At 38.6% G+C, this 17043-nt stretch carries 13 protein-coding genes; 12 read left to right on the top strand and 1 reads right to left on the bottom strand.

Features of this window, described 5'->3' with window-relative positions:
* Positions 1–57: 57 nt before the first annotated feature.
* The 10 genes from pcrB (at position 58) to rlmD (ending at position 13725) form a co-directional block, all read left to right on the top strand.
* The gene (gene pcrB / locus BMW36_RS08890) at positions 58–741 is read left to right on the top strand and encodes a heptaprenylglyceryl phosphate synthase (RefSeq protein ID WP_089740519.1); all 684 of its coding nucleotides are present in this window, start codon (positions 58–60) and stop codon (positions 739–741) included.
* 22 nt (positions 742–763) lie between these two features.
* Positions 764–2989 (top strand): DNA helicase PcrA, encoded by a 2226-nt coding sequence (gene pcrA, locus BMW36_RS08895; RefSeq protein WP_245711639.1) that lies wholly within the window; start codon positions 764–766, stop codon positions 2987–2989.
* Positions 2990–3006: 17 nt separating this feature from the next.
* Complete coding sequence (gene ligA / locus BMW36_RS08900) at positions 3007–5019, top strand: NAD-dependent DNA ligase LigA (RefSeq protein WP_089740520.1); 2013 nt, start codon at positions 3007–3009, stop codon at positions 5017–5019.
* Between the two features lies 1 nt (position 5020).
* Positions 5021–6172: a CamS family sex pheromone protein gene (locus BMW36_RS08905; protein WP_089740521.1), complete on the top strand. Its 1152-nt coding sequence runs from the start codon at positions 5021–5023 to the stop codon at positions 6170–6172.
* 102 nt (positions 6173–6274) lie between these two features.
* A complete protein-coding gene (gene gatC, locus BMW36_RS08910) occupies positions 6275–6565 on the top strand; it encodes an Asp-tRNA(Asn)/Glu-tRNA(Gln) amidotransferase subunit GatC (protein ID WP_089740522.1) in 291 nt (96 codons plus the stop codon).
* Positions 6566–6577: 12 nt separating this feature from the next.
* Positions 6578–8047 (top strand): Asp-tRNA(Asn)/Glu-tRNA(Gln) amidotransferase subunit GatA, encoded by a 1470-nt coding sequence (gene gatA / locus BMW36_RS08915; RefSeq protein ID WP_089740523.1) that lies wholly within the window; start codon positions 6578–6580, stop codon positions 8045–8047.
* The gene (gatB, locus tag BMW36_RS08920) at positions 8047–9480 is read left to right on the top strand and encodes an Asp-tRNA(Asn)/Glu-tRNA(Gln) amidotransferase subunit GatB (protein WP_089740524.1); all 1434 of its coding nucleotides are present in this window, start codon (positions 8047–8049) and stop codon (positions 9478–9480) included. Before gatA ends, gatB begins: the two co-directional genes overlap by 1 nt.
* A gap of 124 nt (positions 9481–9604) precedes the next feature.
* A complete protein-coding gene (locus tag BMW36_RS08925; protein WP_089740525.1) occupies positions 9605–10519 on the top strand; it encodes a diacylglycerol kinase in 915 nt (304 codons plus the stop codon).
* Between the two features lie 139 nt (positions 10520–10658).
* Positions 10659–12146, top strand: coding sequence for a trypsin-like peptidase domain-containing protein (locus BMW36_RS08930; RefSeq protein WP_089740555.1), 1488 nt, complete (start codon positions 10659–10661; stop codon positions 12144–12146).
* A gap of 196 nt (positions 12147–12342) precedes the next feature.
* Positions 12343–13725 carry a 23S rRNA (uracil(1939)-C(5))-methyltransferase RlmD gene (gene rlmD / locus BMW36_RS08935; RefSeq protein WP_089740526.1) on the top strand — a complete coding sequence of 461 codons (1383 nt, stop codon included), beginning with the start codon at positions 12343–12345 and terminating at the stop codon, positions 13723–13725.
* Positions 13726–13859: 134 nt separating this feature from the next.
* On the opposite strand, the gene BMW36_RS08940 is transcribed toward rlmD, so the two are convergent.
* Complete coding sequence (locus tag BMW36_RS08940; protein ID WP_175480391.1) at positions 13860–14846, bottom strand: DUF2628 domain-containing protein; 987 nt, start codon at positions 14844–14846, stop codon at positions 13860–13862.
* Between the two features lie 345 nt (positions 14847–15191).
* Between BMW36_RS08940 and BMW36_RS08945 the strand changes: the two genes are divergently transcribed.
* Both BMW36_RS08945 and BMW36_RS08950 read left to right on the top strand, forming a co-directional pair.
* Positions 15192–15677 carry a YehS family protein gene (locus BMW36_RS08945; protein ID WP_089740556.1) on the top strand — a complete coding sequence of 162 codons (486 nt, stop codon included), beginning with the start codon at positions 15192–15194 and terminating at the stop codon, positions 15675–15677.
* Positions 15678–15843: 166 nt separating this feature from the next.
* Positions 15844–16977, top strand: a complete 1134-nt coding sequence (locus BMW36_RS08950) for a zinc-dependent alcohol dehydrogenase (protein ID WP_089740528.1) — start codon at positions 15844–15846, stop codon at positions 16975–16977.
* Positions 16978–17043 lie beyond the last annotated feature (66 nt).

A 17043-nucleotide genomic window follows, 5' to 3' on the forward strand; every position in this document is an offset into this window, starting at 1 on the left:
ATTTTTGCTATAATGAAATAATGGATAACGAATCGTCATTATTGGAGGATTATGATTGTGTATAATATGGAAGAATGGAAACATGTATTTAAATTAGACCCGGCGAAAGACTTGCCGGATGAAATATTAGACCAGATTTGTGAATCAGGTACGGATGCGATAATTGTTGGCGGGACAGACAATGTTACATTGGACGGAGTGCTGCAGTTACTCAGTTATATTCGCAGATATACTGTTCCTGTTATTCTTGAGATTTCCAATATAGAATCAGTTACACCAGGGTTCGATTACTTTTTTGTCCCTATGGTTTTAAATAGCAGCCAAAAGAAATGGTTAATGGATATTCAGCATGAAGCTGTTGTAGAGTATGGCGATGTGATCAACTGGGAAGAAATGTTCGCAGAAGGGTATTGCATAATGAACCCCGATTCAAAAGTGTACCAGCTGGCAGACTGCAGTTTACCAACAGAAGAAGAGGCAGTAGCATATGCGAGAATGGCTGAACATTTATTTCGCTTACCGTTTTTTTATCTGGAATACAGTGGTAAATATGGCGATCCCCGGATTGTCAAACAGATTAAAAATGAATTAGAGAATACAAAGCTTATTTATGGTGGGGGAATTTCGGGCAAACAGCAAGCAGAAGAAATGAGTCAATTTGCAGATATTATTGTTGTAGGAAATGCGATTTACGAAAACCCGAAAGAAGCATTAAAAACAGTAAAAGCAGTAAAGAAATAAAGGTGGTGCTACAGTGAGCTCAATGATGCATGAACTATTAAAGGGATTAAACCCACAGCAGCAGGAGGCTGTTAAACATACAGAAGGCCCATTACTCATAATGGCAGGTGCGGGAAGCGGGAAAACTCGGGTGTTAACACACCGGATTGCTTATTTGTTAGATGAGAAGGAAGTGTCACCAAGAAGTATTTTGGCGATCACATTTACTAATAAGGCAGCCCGTGAAATGAAAGACCGGATCACTAACTTGGTTGGCCCATCTGGAAATGAAATGTGGGTTTCCACATTTCACTCAATGTGTGTACGTATTTTAAGGAGAGACATTGACAGGATTGGCTACAGCCGTAATTTTTCGATACTTGATAGCGGAGACCAACTAACAGTTATTAAGAATATAGTCAAAGAGAAGAACCTTGATCCGAAGAAATTTGAGCCGCGGGCATTTTTGGGTGCAATCAGCAGTGCGAAGAATGAGTTAGTAACACCGGAGAAGTTTGCTGAATCGGCAGGAGACTTTTATAGCAGACAGGTGTCAGAAGTATATACCGAATATCAGAAACGCCTCCGTAAAAACCAGTCACTTGATTTTGATGATTTAATTATGCAGACCATTCATTTATTCAACCGGATACCGGAAGTGCTGGAATATTACCAAAGAAGATTCCAATACATACATGTGGATGAATATCAGGATACAAATCATGCGCAATATTTCTTAGTTAAACAGCTGGCTGCCCGCTTTCAGAACCTTTGTGTTGTAGGTGATTCAGACCAGTCTATATACGCATGGCGCGGAGCAGATATTTCTAATATACTTTCTTTTGAGAAAGACTACCCATCTGCCCGTACCGTATTACTCGAGCAAAATTACCGTTCAACCAAGTCAATTCTTGATGCGGCCAATAAAGTAATAGACAACAACTCAGAACGGAAACCGAAAAATCTCTGGACGGAGAATCTGGAGGGTAACAAAATTCAGTATTACAAGGCCGATACAGAACGGGAAGAAGGTTTATATGTAGCTGACCGGATTGCAGAACTAGTGAGAAATGGGAAATATTCACATCGTGATGTCGCGATTTTATACCGTACTAATGCACAGTCACGGGCAATTGAGGAAACGTTCGTAAAATCTAATATTCCATATCAAATGGTCGGCGGCACAAAGTTCTATGATCGCAAAGAGATTAAAGATTTGCTTGCCTACTTAAGATTAATTGTAAATCCGGATGATGATATAAGTTTTGCTCGAGTGGTGAATGAGCCAAAACGCGGGATTGGGAAAACTTCTTTAGATAAACTAACTGCATATGCTGCAGTTAATGACATTTCTCTATATACCGCCGTTCAGGAAGTTGATTTTGTAGGAGTTAGTGCCAAAGCGGCAAAAGCTCTGATGGATTTCGGGCAAATGATCCAGAATTGGGAGAAACAGCAGGAATTTTTAACTGCAACAGATATGGTGGAAGAAGTGATTGAGAAAACAGGCTATGAAAAAATGCTTCTTAATGAACGCAGTATTGAAGCTCAAACACGCCTGGAAAACATTGAAGAATTTAAAACAGTTACCAAACATTTTGAAGAAACTAATGAAGATAAGACATTGGTTAACTTTTTAACGGATTTAGCATTAATATCGGATATTGACAGAATGGATGAAGACCCGACAGCTGATGATAAAGTTACCATGATGACATTACATGCTGCAAAAGGATTGGAATTCCCAGTTGTTTTTTTAATTGGCATGGAGGAGAATGTTTTCCCGCATAGTCGTTCAATGATGGACGAAGAGGAGATGCAGGAAGAACGACGACTCGCTTATGTCGGGATTACAAGGGCAGAGGAACTGTTACACGTTTCTCATGCGAAGATGCGGACATTGTTTGGCAGGACCAATATGAACCCGATAAGTCGTTTCATTAATGAAATTCCTCAAGACCTGCTGGAAGGAAAAGAAGAAGTAGAGGAATCTATCTTTGGCCGGTCTAGAGTGGATATTAGTGATCAGGATCTGCCATTCGGTCCGCCAAAACGGAAGCCGAAACGTACTGTTGTGCAGCAGGCTACAACAGGTGGTGAGAAAGAAACCTGGAGGGTAGGAGACAAAGCAAACCATAATAAATGGGGACAGGGAACAGTAGTAAAAGTTAGTGGTGAAGGTGAAGCGATGGAGCTGGATATTGCGTTTCCTGCACCAACAGGGATTAAACGACTATTGGCAAAATTTGCACCTATTACGAAACAATAGGGAAGGAGGTTAACTTGATGAAAGAACAAGAAGCAAGACAGAAACTGGAAAGCCTGCGTGAAATATTAAATCAATATAACTATGAATATCATGTGTTGGACAAACCAAGTGTTCCGGATGCAGAATATGACAAAAAAATGCAGGAACTAAGAGAGATAGAAGAAGCTTTTCCAGAGCTGATTACACCTGATTCACCTTCACAACGTGTCGGTGGCAGTCCAATCGATGCATTTGAGAAAGTAACCCATCGTGTACCTATGCTTAGTCTTGGCAATGCTTTTAATGAAGAGGATTTGCGGGATTTTGACAGGCGGGTGAGGGAAGGATTGGATATTGACGAAGTAAGTTATGTGTGTGAATTGAAAATAGATGGGTTAGCTATATCCCTCCGTTATCAGGATGGATATTTTGTCCAGGGGGCAACACGTGGGGATGGAACAACAGGGGAAGATATCACAAGTAATTTAAAAACAATTCGCAGTATTCCTTTGAAAATTAATGATGCTAGTTCCATTGAAGTCCGTGGAGAAGCGTATATGCCGCAAGCCTCTTTTCTGGCATTAAATGAAGCAAGAGAAAAGAACGAAGAAGAGCCGTTTGCTAATCCAAGGAACGCTGCTGCAGGTTCGCTTAGACAGTTAGATCCGAAAATTGCCGCAAAGAGAAATCTGAGCATATTTTTATATGCTGTAGGCGAATGGGAAACAGGAGAACTGGCTACTCACAGTGAGCGGTTAGCATACTTAGAAAAGCTTGGTTTTAAAACAAATCCTGAGTGGAGAAAATGTCACGGTATTGATGCTGTCATCGAGTATGTGAATAACTGGACGGAAAAGAGATCGACATTGAGCTATGATATTGATGGAATAGTGATAAAAGTCGATAACCTTGAAGCGCAGGAACAGCTTGGATACACCGCGAAGAGTCCGAGGTGGGCTATCGCCTATAAATTCCCAGCAGAAGAAGCGATTACGAAATTAACGGACATTGAATTAAGTGTCGGAAGAACAGGAGTAGTGACACCGACGGCCATATTAGAACCTGTCAAAGTGGCTGGAACAACTGTACAGCGTGCTTCTCTTCATAATGAAGATTTAATTAAAGAAAAGGATATACGTATAACAGATACTGTTGTCATTAAAAAAGCTGGTGATATTATTCCGGAAGTAGTCCGTGTATTAGTTGACATGCGTGAAGACACAGCAGAGCCTTTTTCCATGCCGGAAGAGTGCCCGTCATGTGGCAGTGAGCTTGTTCGGCTAGGAGAAGAAGTAGCACTTAGGTGTATTAATCCAAATTGTCCCGCACAGCTTAAAGAGGGGTTAATCCATTTTGTATCAAGGCTTGCAATGAATATCGACGGGCTCGGAGAAAAGGTAATAGAGCAGTTGTTTAGAGAAGGTTTGATCAGTACTATCGCTGACTTGTACCGTCTGGAAAAAGAAGATCTGTTAAAGTTAGAGAGAATGGGTGAGAAATCTGTTAACAACCTGTTAGCAGCAATCGAGAATTCGAAACAAAATTCATTGGAACGCTTATTATTTGGACTTGGAATCAGATATGTAGGTTCAAAAGCAGCAAAGACCTTAGCAGCCCACTTTGAAACAATGGACAACTTACAGCATGCTACCTTTGATGATCTGGTTGCAGTTGATGAAATTGGTGACAAAATGGCAGATTCAATTGTCCGGTACTTTGCGGAGGATAAAGTAAAACAATTACTAAATGAATTACGTGAGTTAGGGCTAAACCTTGCATATGACGGACCAACCGTTGCAGATATATCAGAAAATACACTATTTGCAGGGAAAACGATTGTTTTAACAGGTAAACTTTCCATCTATACAAGACAAGAAGCGAAACAGAGGATTGAAGCACTAGGCGGAAATGTGACGGGAAGTGTTAGTAAGAGAACAGATCTGCTCATAGCAGGAGAAGATGCCGGTTCAAAGCTGGATAAAGCGAAAAAGCTGGAAGTAGAGATATGGGATGAGGCTAAATTGCAGACGGTGTTAGAGGGGGAAGAGTAAGATGAAGCAAGGACGTTACGTTCTGCTAATATTTATCTTGTTATTAACAGCATGTGCACCTGATTTCGGCCAATCACCAGAAGAGACGGTTATTGATGAAAACCAGGATGAAACACAGCAGGAAACCGCGATAATTCCGAAATACAATCTTTCCGAAGAGAATTATCGTGTGTTAATAGATTCAAACTTAAGTAAGGCAAGAGGTGTTATTACAAACCAGATTGCCAACCGTGTGGACATTGATGAACTGGAAGAAGGTTTACGAAGGCATTCTACAGAAGTATATGACCCTGAGAGTTATTATTTTCAGGAAGGTCAATATTTGACAGAAGACATTCTATACAGTTGGCTGGAGCGTTATGATGAAGAAACAGACCCTTTAGGACTCAATCCTGAAATTAATGGGACAGAGAACCCTGTCGAAGACGAAAAAGCCAATCCAAAATATTTGTCCCATATTTTAGAACAGAATTACCTTACTAAATCGGAAGATGACGTCATGGAGCTTGCAGGTATCTCGATCGGAATTGCCATGAAATCTGTTTACCGTTTTCAGACGGAAATTGGCGGTCCTTATTATTATGAGAATATCCCGGAAAATGAAATGATGAAGGAGGCGAATGAACTAGCCGGTGAAATTGTGGCAAGAATTCGCCAAACAGAAGGTCTGGGTGATGTTCCGATTATGCTTGCCATTTATCGTGAGGCATCCCAAAGCTCGCTCGTTCCCGGGAACTTTGTAGCAAAAACGAATATACCTGGAGACAGCTCTTCTGTAGGTGACTGGCAGGAATTAAATGAAGAATATGTCCTGTTCCCATCAGAATCGGGCCAAAACACTTATCCTGAGACATGGGCAACCATTGTTGATTTTGAGGCAGATATTTCTAATTATTTCCCGAACTACGTTAGTGTAATCGGAAAGGGCTTCTTCAGGGATGGACAATTAAATAATTTAACAATTGACATACCTGTATCATTCTATGGAAAAGCTGAGTTAATAGGATTTACCCAATATGTATACGGACTCGTCATTTCTGCTTTTCCGAACGACTTTAATCTGGAAATCAATATTACTTCAGGTGATAAAGTGGAAGCCCTGATCGTAAGGGATGCAGGAGCAGAAGAAGGGTTTGTCCATATTTATAACTAATGGATACAAATGTATTTCAAAAAAGCGCTAAATAATGATAAAATAAACGTTATGGATTTTACTTACCACATGTCAAGGGAAATTTTATGGAGGTGACAAGTAATGGCAGATATTTCAAAAGACCAGGTAAAACATGTTGCGAATCTAGCGCGTCTTGCTTTAACAGATGAAGAAGTAGAAAAAATGGCAAAACAACTTGGTGACATTATCAGTTATGCAGAGCTTTTAAATGAACTGGATACAGATAATGTGGAACCAACAACACACGTATTGGATTTAAAAAATGTGATGCGTAAAGATGAACCAAGAGAGTGGATCAGCAAGGAAGATGCACTGAAAAATGCACCAGATCAAAAAGACGGACAATTCCGTGTGCCGTCTATTCTTGAATAAGGAGGAATGACTGTGTCACTTTTCGATTATACACTGAAAGAGTTACAGGAAAAGCTACATAATAAAGAAATTACTGTTAGTGATCTTGTGGAAACATCATTTGCCCGGATTAACGAGGTAGATGATGAAGTTCAAGCATTTCTAACGTTAAATGAAGAAGAAGCAAAAAAACAGGCAAAAGAACTTGATGAACAATTGGGAACTGATGCCTCTATATTATATGGTGCCCCAATTGGTATTAAAGATAATATCGTAACAAAGGGTTTACGCACAACTGCTGCAAGCCAGATCCTTGCTAATTTAAACGATCCTTTATATGATGCAACCGTTGTGGAGAAATTAAATGCAGAAAAAACTGTTACAATTGGAAAATTAAACATGGATGAGTTTGCGATGGGTTCCACTAATGAGAACTCCGGTTACAAAAAAACACGTAATCCATGGAATACAGATTATGTACCAGGTGGATCCAGTGGTGGTTCAGCAGCTGCAGTCGCTGCAGGAGAGGTTTTCTTCTCATTAGGTTCTGATACGGGCGGGTCAATTCGTCAGCCTGCATCATTCTGCGGTGTAGTTGGTTTAAAACCAACATATGGTCTTGTATCCCGGTTTGGATTAGTTGCATTTGCTTCATCACTTGATCAAATAGGACCTATCACAAGAACAGTGGAAGATAATGCTCATTTACTGCAGGCTATTGTAGGGCATGACAAAATGGATTCCACTTCTGCGAATGTGGAAATTCCTAATTACAGTGATGCCTTTAAACAGGATGTAAAAGGTTTACGTATCGCCGTACCAAAAGAATACTTAGCTGAAGGTGTAGATAAAGAAGTTAAAGAAGCTGTTCTTCAGGCATTAAAGAAATATGAAGAGCTTGGTGCCACTTGGGAAGAGGTTTCCCTGCCACACTCTAAATACGCTGTTGCAGCATATTATTTACTTTCATCCTCTGAAGCAAGTGCTAACCTAGCTCGTTTTGACGGGGTACGTTATGGTGTGCGCACAGAAAAACGTGTAGACATGCTTGATATGTTTAAACATTCACGTGCGGAAGGTTTCGGAGATGAAGTAAAACGCCGTATCATGCTTGGTACTTTTGCATTAAGTTCAGGATATTACGATGCGTATTACAAAAAAGCCCAAAAAGTCCGTACATTAATTAAAAATGATTTTGAGAAGATCTTTGAAGATTATGATGTAATTGTCGGGCCAACTTCACCAACAACTGCCTATAAAATCGGTGAAAAAATTGATGATCCATTAACAATGTATGTTGATGATATTCTAACAATTCCAGTAAACCTTGCTGGAGTTCCAGGAATCTCTGTACCATGCGGTTTATCCAGTGAAGGTCTGCCTATTGGTTTGCAAATTATCGGAAAACACTTTGATGAGTCTACTGTTTACCGTACTGCATATGCATTCGAGCAGGCGACAGACCATCATAAAAAACGTCCTAGCTTAGGGGGTGACAAATAATGTCAAACTTTGAAACAGTAATTGGCCTAGAGGTGCACGTTGAGTTAAAAACAAATTCCAAAATATTCAGTCCTGCCCCAAATGCGTTTGGTTCTGAACCGAACTCTAATGTTAACCCAATCGATTTAGGGTATCCAGGTGTTCTGCCGGTACTGAATGAGGAAGCAGTTAATTTTGCAATGAAGGCAGCAATGGCTATTAATTGTGAAATTGCGACAGATACGAAATTTGACCGTAAAAACTATTTCTATCCAGATAATCCAAAAGCATATCAAATTTCCCAATTTGATCAGCCCATTGGAGAGAATGGCTGGATTGATATTGAGGTGAATGGTGAGACTAAGCGAATCGGTATTACTCGTCTCCATTTAGAAGAAGATGCAGGGAAGCTAACACACAATGATGACGGTTATTCATTAGTTGACTACAATCGTCAAGGTACTCCATTGGTTGAGATTGTATCAGAGCCGGATATCCGTACACCGGAAGAAGCATATGCATATTTAGAAAAATTGAAAAATATTATTCAGTATACAGGTGTATCTGATTGTAAGATGGAAGAGGGGTCACTTCGTTGTGACGCGAATATCTCAATTCGACCTATTGGTCAGGAAGAATTCGGTACAAAGACAGAATTAAAAAACCTTAACTCATTCTCCTTTGTCCAAAAAGGGTTGGAATATGAAGAAAAACGCCAACGTGAAGTATTATTAAATGGTGGAGAAATCCTGCAGGAAACTCGTCGTTATGATGAGAAGACAAAAGAAACAATCTTAATGCGTGTGAAAGAAGGTTCAGATGATTATCGCTACTTCCCTGAACCTGACTTAGTGCCACTATATATTGATGATGCATGGAAAGAAAGAATCCGTGCAGAGATCCCTGAATTACCGGATGCCCGTCTTGCGAGGTATGTAAAAGAGTTAGACCTTCCGGCATATGATGCAGGTGTTCTTACGAGTACAAAAGAAATGTCAGATTTCTTTGAAGCAACAATAGCTTCTGGTGCGGATGCAAAACAAGCTTCTAACTGGTTAATGGGTGAAGTTTCCGCATATATGAATAAACAACAAGTGGAAATCAATGACTTGAAGATGACACCAGAAGGTCTTGCGAAAATGATTAAATTAATTGCTGATGGCACTATTTCATCAAAAATGGCGAAGAAAGTATTCGCAGAACTTGTTGAAAATGGCGGCGATCCAGAGAAAATCGTAAAAGAAAAAGGATTAGTCCAAATCTCTGATGAAGGCCAGCTTCGGGAAATTATAAGCGGTATTCTTGATGCAAACGAACAATCTATTATTGACTTTAAAAACGGTAAAGATAAGGCGCTTGGCTTCTTAGTTGGTCAAACAATGAAAGCAACAAAGGGACAAGCTAACCCGCCAATGGTTAACAAAATTATTTTAGAAGAAATCGAAAAACGATAAGAGTGTAAAGGGCTGCGCATATATTGCGCAGCCTTCTTCTATGAAATTTGGGCAGTTTTTATTTGCAAAAATCCCCAGATCGATTATTATGAAAGATAGAATGTTAACAAGAGGAGAAATGACGATGAGACGAGCGCGTATCATTTATAACCCTACTTCAGGACGTGAAGGTTTTAAAAAAGAATTAGCTGATGTATTGAGACGTTTTGAAGAAGCTGGTTATGAAACTTCTGCTCATGCTACCACTTGTGAAGGTGACGCAATTAATGCAGCAAAAATAGCAGTAGAAAGAAAGTTCGATATTATCGTTGCCGCAGGTGGTGATGGTACGATCAACGAAGTGATCCACGGAATTGCAGAACAAGAATATCGTCCTAAATTAGGGATTATTCCAGGCGGTACAACGAATGACTTCGCACGGGCATTAGGTATACCACGGGATATTAATAAAGCAGTCGACATTATTCTGGAACATAATATTCGTCCATTAGATATAGGCAAAGTAAACGAGCATTATTTTATGAACATAGCAGGTGGCGGTAAGCTAACGGAACTTACTTATGAAGTTCCAAGTAAATTAAAAACAATGATCGGCCAGCTTGCCTACTATTTAAAGGGGATTGAGATGCTGCCATCATTAAAACCGACCAAAGTCAGAATTGAATATGATGGGAAATTATTTGAGGAAGAGATTATGCTGTTCCTTGTCTCAAATACAAATTCTGTTGGTGGCTTTGAAAAATTAGCTCCAGAAGCAAAGATGGATGATGGATTATTTGATTTAGTTATTTTAAAGAAAACGAATCTTGCTGAATTCATCCGTATCGCTACATTAGCAACAAGAGGAGCACATTTGGATGATAAGAACATCTTTTATACGAAGGCAAACCGAGTCAAGGTTTACACAGAAGATAAGATGCAATTGAACCTTGATGGAGAATATGGCGGTTTATTACCCGGAGAGTTTGTCAATTTATATAAGCATATAGAATTTTTTGTTTCCAAAACCTTCTGTGAAAGACAAGATGAATTAGAATAAAAAAATGATGTCCTCAGCTTGTACAGAGCTGAGGATTTCCGTTTTTATCGAATAGTCTGTAAAATCATGTTCTACCCCTTGTTTATATAGTGATATATTACTATAATAGATTAATAGTCCTATATTAGAGGTGGAGCAAATGTATTGTCAAAAATGCGGAAACCAAATAGAGCAACGTGCAAAATACTGCCCACGCTGCGGAAAACCAATAAAGAAAAAGTCTAACGGTCTTCTTATTACAACAATCATTTTCCTGTCAGCTATTGCAGCTGTTGTATTATATTTTGTCGGCACAGAATATAAAGAACTTCAGCTAACCAAAACTGCTGCTATTGATAAAAGTGAAGAAGAGCAGGAAATTGTAGCAACGGATGATAATCCAGAAGAGGAAAGTCCTGTGGAAGAGGAGACTGCTAAAGATAAAATCATTGACCAGTCAAAAGCAAGTGACCGTGAAGTTGCGGATATCATTACAGACGCCCAAACCAGAGTTTTTACTATTTTCAGTGATTACGGCCAGGGATCGGGATTTCTTATTAATGATTTTGGTGACGTTATGACAAATGCTCATGTAGTAGAAGGCAGTTTTTATGTTACGGTAAAAGGGTCTGAGGGTACAGAGTATGATGGTTACCTGATTGGCTACAGTAATGATACAGATATTGCTATCATAAGAGTCGAATCGTTAGCGGGCAAGACACCCCTTAGTCTTGAGGTAACAGAGAAATCCGTGCTGGGAGATGAAGTGATTGCACTTGGTAGCCCGCACGGTTATGAAAAAACGGCGACACTGGGAAATATCAGTGGAGTTGACAGAACTTTTACCATCGAGCCACATTATTACGAGGAAGTATACCAGATTTCTGCACCTATTGCGCCGGGAAGCAGTGGTGGTCCATTGCTGGATCAGTCAACAGAAAAAGTCATTGGAATCAATTCGGCTCGCCATGATGAAGAAGCAACAATTGGTTTTAGTATTCCACTGTACCAGATCACTCCCTTAATGGATGAATGGGTTTCTAATCCGATGGGAGAAGATGAGATATACAGTCTGTTTTATAATCAGAATGGCGATTATTTTTACGATGATTTATATGATGGAACGGATTCCTATTTTGATGGCGGATATTACGATGATTCAGAAAGCTATTACTATTATGATACATACACTGACACTTATTACTTTTACGATCCTTATGAAGACGAATATTATTATTATGATGAAAATCTTGATGATTTCTATTATTATGAAGATGAATATTATAGTGACGATTATTATGAGGAATATTATAATGATGACTATTATTACGAAGACGGATATTATGAAGAAGATTACTACTACGAAGATGGCTATTATGACGAAGAATATTATTATGAAGATGATATTTATTATGATGAAGACTATTACGAGAATGAAGTCTATGAGGATGTCCTGAACTATGAGACAGAGACATATAATGGAACGGAAACTGCGGAAGAAAGCAGTAAAGAGGAAGAAGTATTCACAGAAGAGGATGTAAGTGAAAGTGATTCCAATAGGGACTCTAATTTAGGGGATTCAAATGGTAATGAATTTGACTTAGATGAGAAGAATGAATTAGAAGAAGTACTCCCAAATGCGGGATGAAACAAAACCTTAGGACAGTTTAGCTGTTTTAAGGTTTTTTCAGATGGACAAAAAACAGTTTTATTTCCCAGGAAATGATTTATTTAGACATGGAATTTCCCAATTTTCTTTCGCTGTGATAAAATTTGGACAGCAAACGATAATAAATTATGTCAGATTTAAATAGATATGAACACAAATAAAGAAGGATGATAATATGGCTAAAACAGCACCACCAGTGAAAAAGAATGAAATGATTGAACTTACCTTTGAGGATATCACCCATGAAGGGGCGGGAGTTGGAAAGGTAAATGGATATCCACTTTTCGTACCATATGGCCTCCCTGGTGAAAAGGCAAAAGTAAAAGTCATCAATGTAAAGAAAAATTTCGGTTTTGGCAGACTTATTGAGACATTACACGAAAGTGAAGAACGTGTGGACCCGCCTTGTAATGTTTACTACAAATGCGGAGGTTGCCAACTGCAGCATATGAGTTACAAGATGCAACTAGAAATGAAAAGAAACCAGGTAAAGAATGTTCTCAAGAAAATCGGCCATATTGAGGGGATACCGGTTCATGAAACAATTGGAATGGAAGATCCCTGGCGATACCGTAACAAAGTACAAATTCCGGTTGGTTCACGGAATGGTGAGCTAATTACAGGTTTTTACCGGAAAAGAAGCCATGAAATAATAGAAGATATGGAACGGTGTATTATTACGGAAGAGATCAATGACCGAATGATAGATGCAGTAAGGGAGATTGCAGATCGGTTGGGGATTTCTGCATACGATGAAAACAATCATCGGGGAATTTTACGTCACATTATGGTTCGTACCGGTCAAATTACACAAGAAACTATGATTGTAATAATAACGAGAAAAGAAAAAGTTCCGGAATTGAACAAACTAGTCGATGAAATAACAAAAACGTACCCTGAAGTAAAATCAATTGTTCAAAATATTAACTCTGAAAGAACGAATGTAATATTAGGAAAGAAGACAAAGTTGTTATGGGGAAATGAGTATATCTACGACCAAATAGGTGATATCCGCTTTGCAATCTCAGCTAAATCTTTTTATCAGGTAAATCCGCTACAGACAAAGAAGCTCTATGAAAAAGCTTTGGAATATGCTAATCTTACAGGTTCTGAAACAGTGATTGATGCTTATTGCGGAATTGGAACCATCTCGCTGTTTTTAGCACAGAAAGCGAAAAAAGTTTATGGAGTAGAAGTTGTTCCTGAAGCTATTTCTGATGCAAAGGCAAATGCAAAATTAAACGGGATAGAAAATGCGGAATTCTTTGTTGGACAAGCGGAAAAAATTATGCCATGGTGGAAAGCGCAAGGATTGAATCCTGATGTGATCGTAGTTGATCCGCCTAGAAAAGGTTGTGACGAGATATTTTTGCATGCAATGATTGAAATGCAGCCAAAACGAATCGTTTATGTCTCCTGTAATCCTTCCACTTTAGCTAGGGATTTAAGAATATTAGAAGATGGTGGATATGAGACGAAAGAAGTACAACCAGTTGACATGTTCCCGCAGACAACACATGTAGAAACAGTTTGCAACATAGAACTAAAGGGCAATTAAAACACCTATTCTGTGTTAATATCATTAGAACTAACTGTCTGTAAATACGTCACTGATCAAAAAAGACAGTCTCCCAATGAAACTGGGAGACTGTCTTTTTATTTATTTCATTTAAATTCTTATTATGGTTGGTTTTAATCCTCCACATAGAAAATTCCTTCTGCTGCCACTTTATCTTTCTTCACTATTTTCATATTGTAAGTTCCACTCTCAACTGGGGCTTCTGTGTAATTAATTACACCCTCCCAGTCCTGGGGAACCTCCTCTTCCCACCAATCATAAATTGTTGTGGAATCTTTGTCGATTTTTTCAATAAAAACTTGGTATTTTCCGCCTTCCCCCTCACCAAAATAAAATGAGTAATGAATCGTTTCAGATGGTTTGAACTCATTACCTGATCTTGTAATTATGTTATCCTCTTGTGCGTAGCCAAAGGTAACTGGTTCAGTAGCAAATAGTGACGAAACAAAAAAAGTGGAGAAAATGGCGTATGTAATAAACGATATTATACCTATTGTCATACCTGTATAGCTGGTACCTCCAGCTTTCTCTATCTCCTTTACCGGGTTAGAAGGGTTCCTTTTTTTGATTTTATTAATCTTTGACATTGCCTGTTTATAATAGAGGTGATCACCGGATAAACCAAGTACGATACATGTGAAAATGCCGAATATATAATATAGATCTGTGTTTAAACCTTGGGAATATACAATGAGATCAAATAAGAACCAAGCAATAATTAGTGCAAACAATACATGATACATTTTACGATAGCCTAACCATATAAAACTAAATAAAAGTGCAAGAATGTTAATACTTATTCTTCTAACTCCATCCTTTGTATTAACTTCCTTTTGAGTATTAGGAAATATTTTACAAAAGGCTGACCAAAGGAAACTAAATAATACCTGGTAGTTCATACTTATCATCTTATGTTCCTTTGTATGAAATCCCCATTTTTCAAGATAATAATTAGAACTATTGCCGACATAACTTTCCAATGTTAGATGATCACATGTTACGTTTTCTTCTTCCGTTGAATTTATATCATCATTTATCGGGAAATCGCATTCACACTGAGCGTGTTCCTCCTGGCTTGTTTTACAATTAGAACAACACATTATTAAATCCCTCCCTTCATAAAATCGGACCGGAAATATACAGGTATATTTTACCATATATTAACGTTTTAGTTGTGTAAATTTCAAAATATTGCAGATGTTCGTTCTATATTCGCACACCTGCTTAAGGTTCCTTATGTTATGATTTTTCAATTTCGATATTTTATAGCGGTAATAATATTCTCTGAATAATTTCGTTTTATGAGTATGAAGCACGTCTTGGCATGTTTTAAATGTACGCAGACCTGAATTATTTGTTATACTTTATGCAAAAGTCCCGCTTTATCAGATACAGGGGAGAAGACGATGATTTCAAAAATATTTCAGTTTTACGGAGGCAAACGAATGCTTAATAACGACATTTTAATAAGGTTAAGATATGCACTGGATATGAAAGATAAAGAGATGAAGGAAGTATTTAAACTTGGCGGGGTAGATGTAACGCTGGAAGAAGTACAGAAAATGCTCATCAAGCCTAAGGAAGAAATAGCAGATGACGAGATAATGAGTGTTAATAATAATGAATTAGAATTATTTTTAAATGGTCTAATTACTTATAAAAGGGGAAAACAGGAAACGAGACCGGGACAGCCGGAACAGCCGTCGCTGTCCAATGAACCTGTGAATAACATTCTTCTTAAGAAAGTAAAGATAGCATTAAAATTAACTAGTGAAGAAATTATAGAGATACTGGATGACGTGGGAGTTACTATTACAAAAAGTGAATTAAGCGCCTTATTGAGGAACAAAAATCATAAGAATTTTAAAGAGTGTGGAGATAAATATGCTCGTAATTTTCTGAAGGGTCTTACTGTTAAATATAGAGGATAGGGAAAGAAAAAGAGTTGACGCTTTTTATCAGGAATTCGGGGAAGAGTATCACCGAACGTCTGCATCAAGTTTTAAAGATCTTACTAGTGGGAAGAAGACATAAGAGGTTAAATCCCGTCAATGGATGGCCTGCTATCTTTTTTACATCAAAGAAAGGATGAGTTTGGTGAAGGCAGTTACTTTTCAGGAGAAAAAGCGAGTAGAAGTAAAAGAAGTGAAAGATCCAGTCATTCAGCAAAAAGATGACATGATTGTGCGTATAACAGCAAGCGGGATATGCGGTTCTGATTTACACCTGTATAATGGCGGATTCCCTTTACCACAGGATTATGTTATCGGGCACGAGCCTATGGGGATAGTAGAGGAAACGGGTCCTGATGTAAAAACATTAAAAAAAGGAGACCGTGTCGTTATCCCTTTCAATGTCAGCTGTGGAAACTGCTTCTATTGCAATAACCAGATGGAAAGCCAGTGTGATAATTCAAATCCGCACGGAGAACCTGGCGGACTATTTGGATACTCAAAAGCTAATGGGAATTATCCTGGTGGACAAGCTGAGTATCTTCGTGTTCCGTATGCAGACTTTTCCTCGTTTAAAGTTCCTGAGAGCAGTGAACTTGACGATGAAAGTGTTCTGTTCCTCTCTGACGTAATTCCAACAGCTTACTGGAGCGTAGAAAATAGCGGGGTAAAGACAGGAGATACCGTTATAGTATTAGGAGCAGGTCCGGTTGGTCTAATGGTGCAAAAATTCGCCTGGTTAAAAGGAGCGGAACGGGTCATAGCGGTTGATCATGTGGAACACAGGCTTGAACATGCGAGAAAAGCAAACAATGTAGAAACATATAACTTTAAGGAAAATAAAGAAATTGGCAGTTTTCTTCATGAAATTACAAAAGGTGGCGCAGACATTGTCGTTGACTGTGTCGGTATGGACGGAACAGTTCCACCTGATACTCCTCATGGTTCTGAGGGCGATAATCAATTTGGTACAATTAGTCCTATTATTACTGCGTCACAGGCGGTTAGAAAGTTTGGAGTTGTACAATTAACTGGTGTATATGGAACAGAAGCAAATAATTTCCCGTTAGGTGACTTTTTTACACGAAACGTAGCGCTCACAATGGGACAAGCTCCGGTTATTCATATGATGCCAGCTTTATATAAGATGGTAGAAAATAAATTGATTGATCCGACAGACATTATCACACATTCTCTTCCACTTGCTGAAGCAGCAGATGCTTATCGCATTTTTGATGAAAAAGCAGATGGCAGTATTAAAACTATCTTAAAGCCATAAAAATATCTGATAAATCTTTTACCCTCAAACAACAGGTTTGAGGGTTTTACAAATCAGATACACTTT

It is taken from the genome of Gracilibacillus ureilyticus (genome assembly GCF_900111195.1).
GTDB classification, from domain to species: domain Bacteria; phylum Bacillota; class Bacilli; order Bacillales; family Amphibacillaceae; genus Gracilibacillus; species Gracilibacillus ureilyticus.

What these genes read in the sequence shown, in the direction of transcription:
- pcrA (WP_245711639.1), top strand. Translation starts at nt 764, where the DNA reads ATGATGCATGAACTATTAAAGGGATTAAACCCACAGCAGCAGGAGGCT.
- ligA (WP_089740520.1), top strand. Translation starts at nt 3,007, where the DNA reads ATGAAAGAACAAGAAGCAAGACAGAAACTGGAAAGCCTGCGTGAAATA.
- BMW36_RS08905 (WP_089740521.1), top strand. Translation starts at nt 5,021, where the DNA reads ATGAAGCAAGGACGTTACGTTCTGCTAATATTTATCTTGTTATTAACA.
- gatC (WP_089740522.1), top strand. Translation starts at nt 6,275, where the DNA reads ATGGCAGATATTTCAAAAGACCAGGTAAAACATGTTGCGAATCTAGCG.
- gatB (WP_089740524.1), top strand. Translation starts at nt 8,047, where the DNA reads ATGTCAAACTTTGAAACAGTAATTGGCCTAGAGGTGCACGTTGAGTTA.
- BMW36_RS08925 (WP_089740525.1), top strand. Translation starts at nt 9,605, where the DNA reads ATGAGACGAGCGCGTATCATTTATAACCCTACTTCAGGACGTGAAGGT.
- BMW36_RS08930 (WP_089740555.1), top strand. Translation starts at nt 10,659, where the DNA reads ATGTATTGTCAAAAATGCGGAAACCAAATAGAGCAACGTGCAAAATAC.
- rlmD (WP_089740526.1), top strand. Translation starts at nt 12,343, where the DNA reads ATGGCTAAAACAGCACCACCAGTGAAAAAGAATGAAATGATTGAACTT.
- BMW36_RS08940 (WP_175480391.1), bottom strand. Translation starts at nt 14,846, where the DNA reads ATGTGTTGTTCTAATTGTAAAACAAGCCAGGAGGAACACGCTCAGTGT.
- BMW36_RS08945 (WP_089740556.1), top strand. Translation starts at nt 15,192, where the DNA reads ATGCTTAATAACGACATTTTAATAAGGTTAAGATATGCACTGGATATG.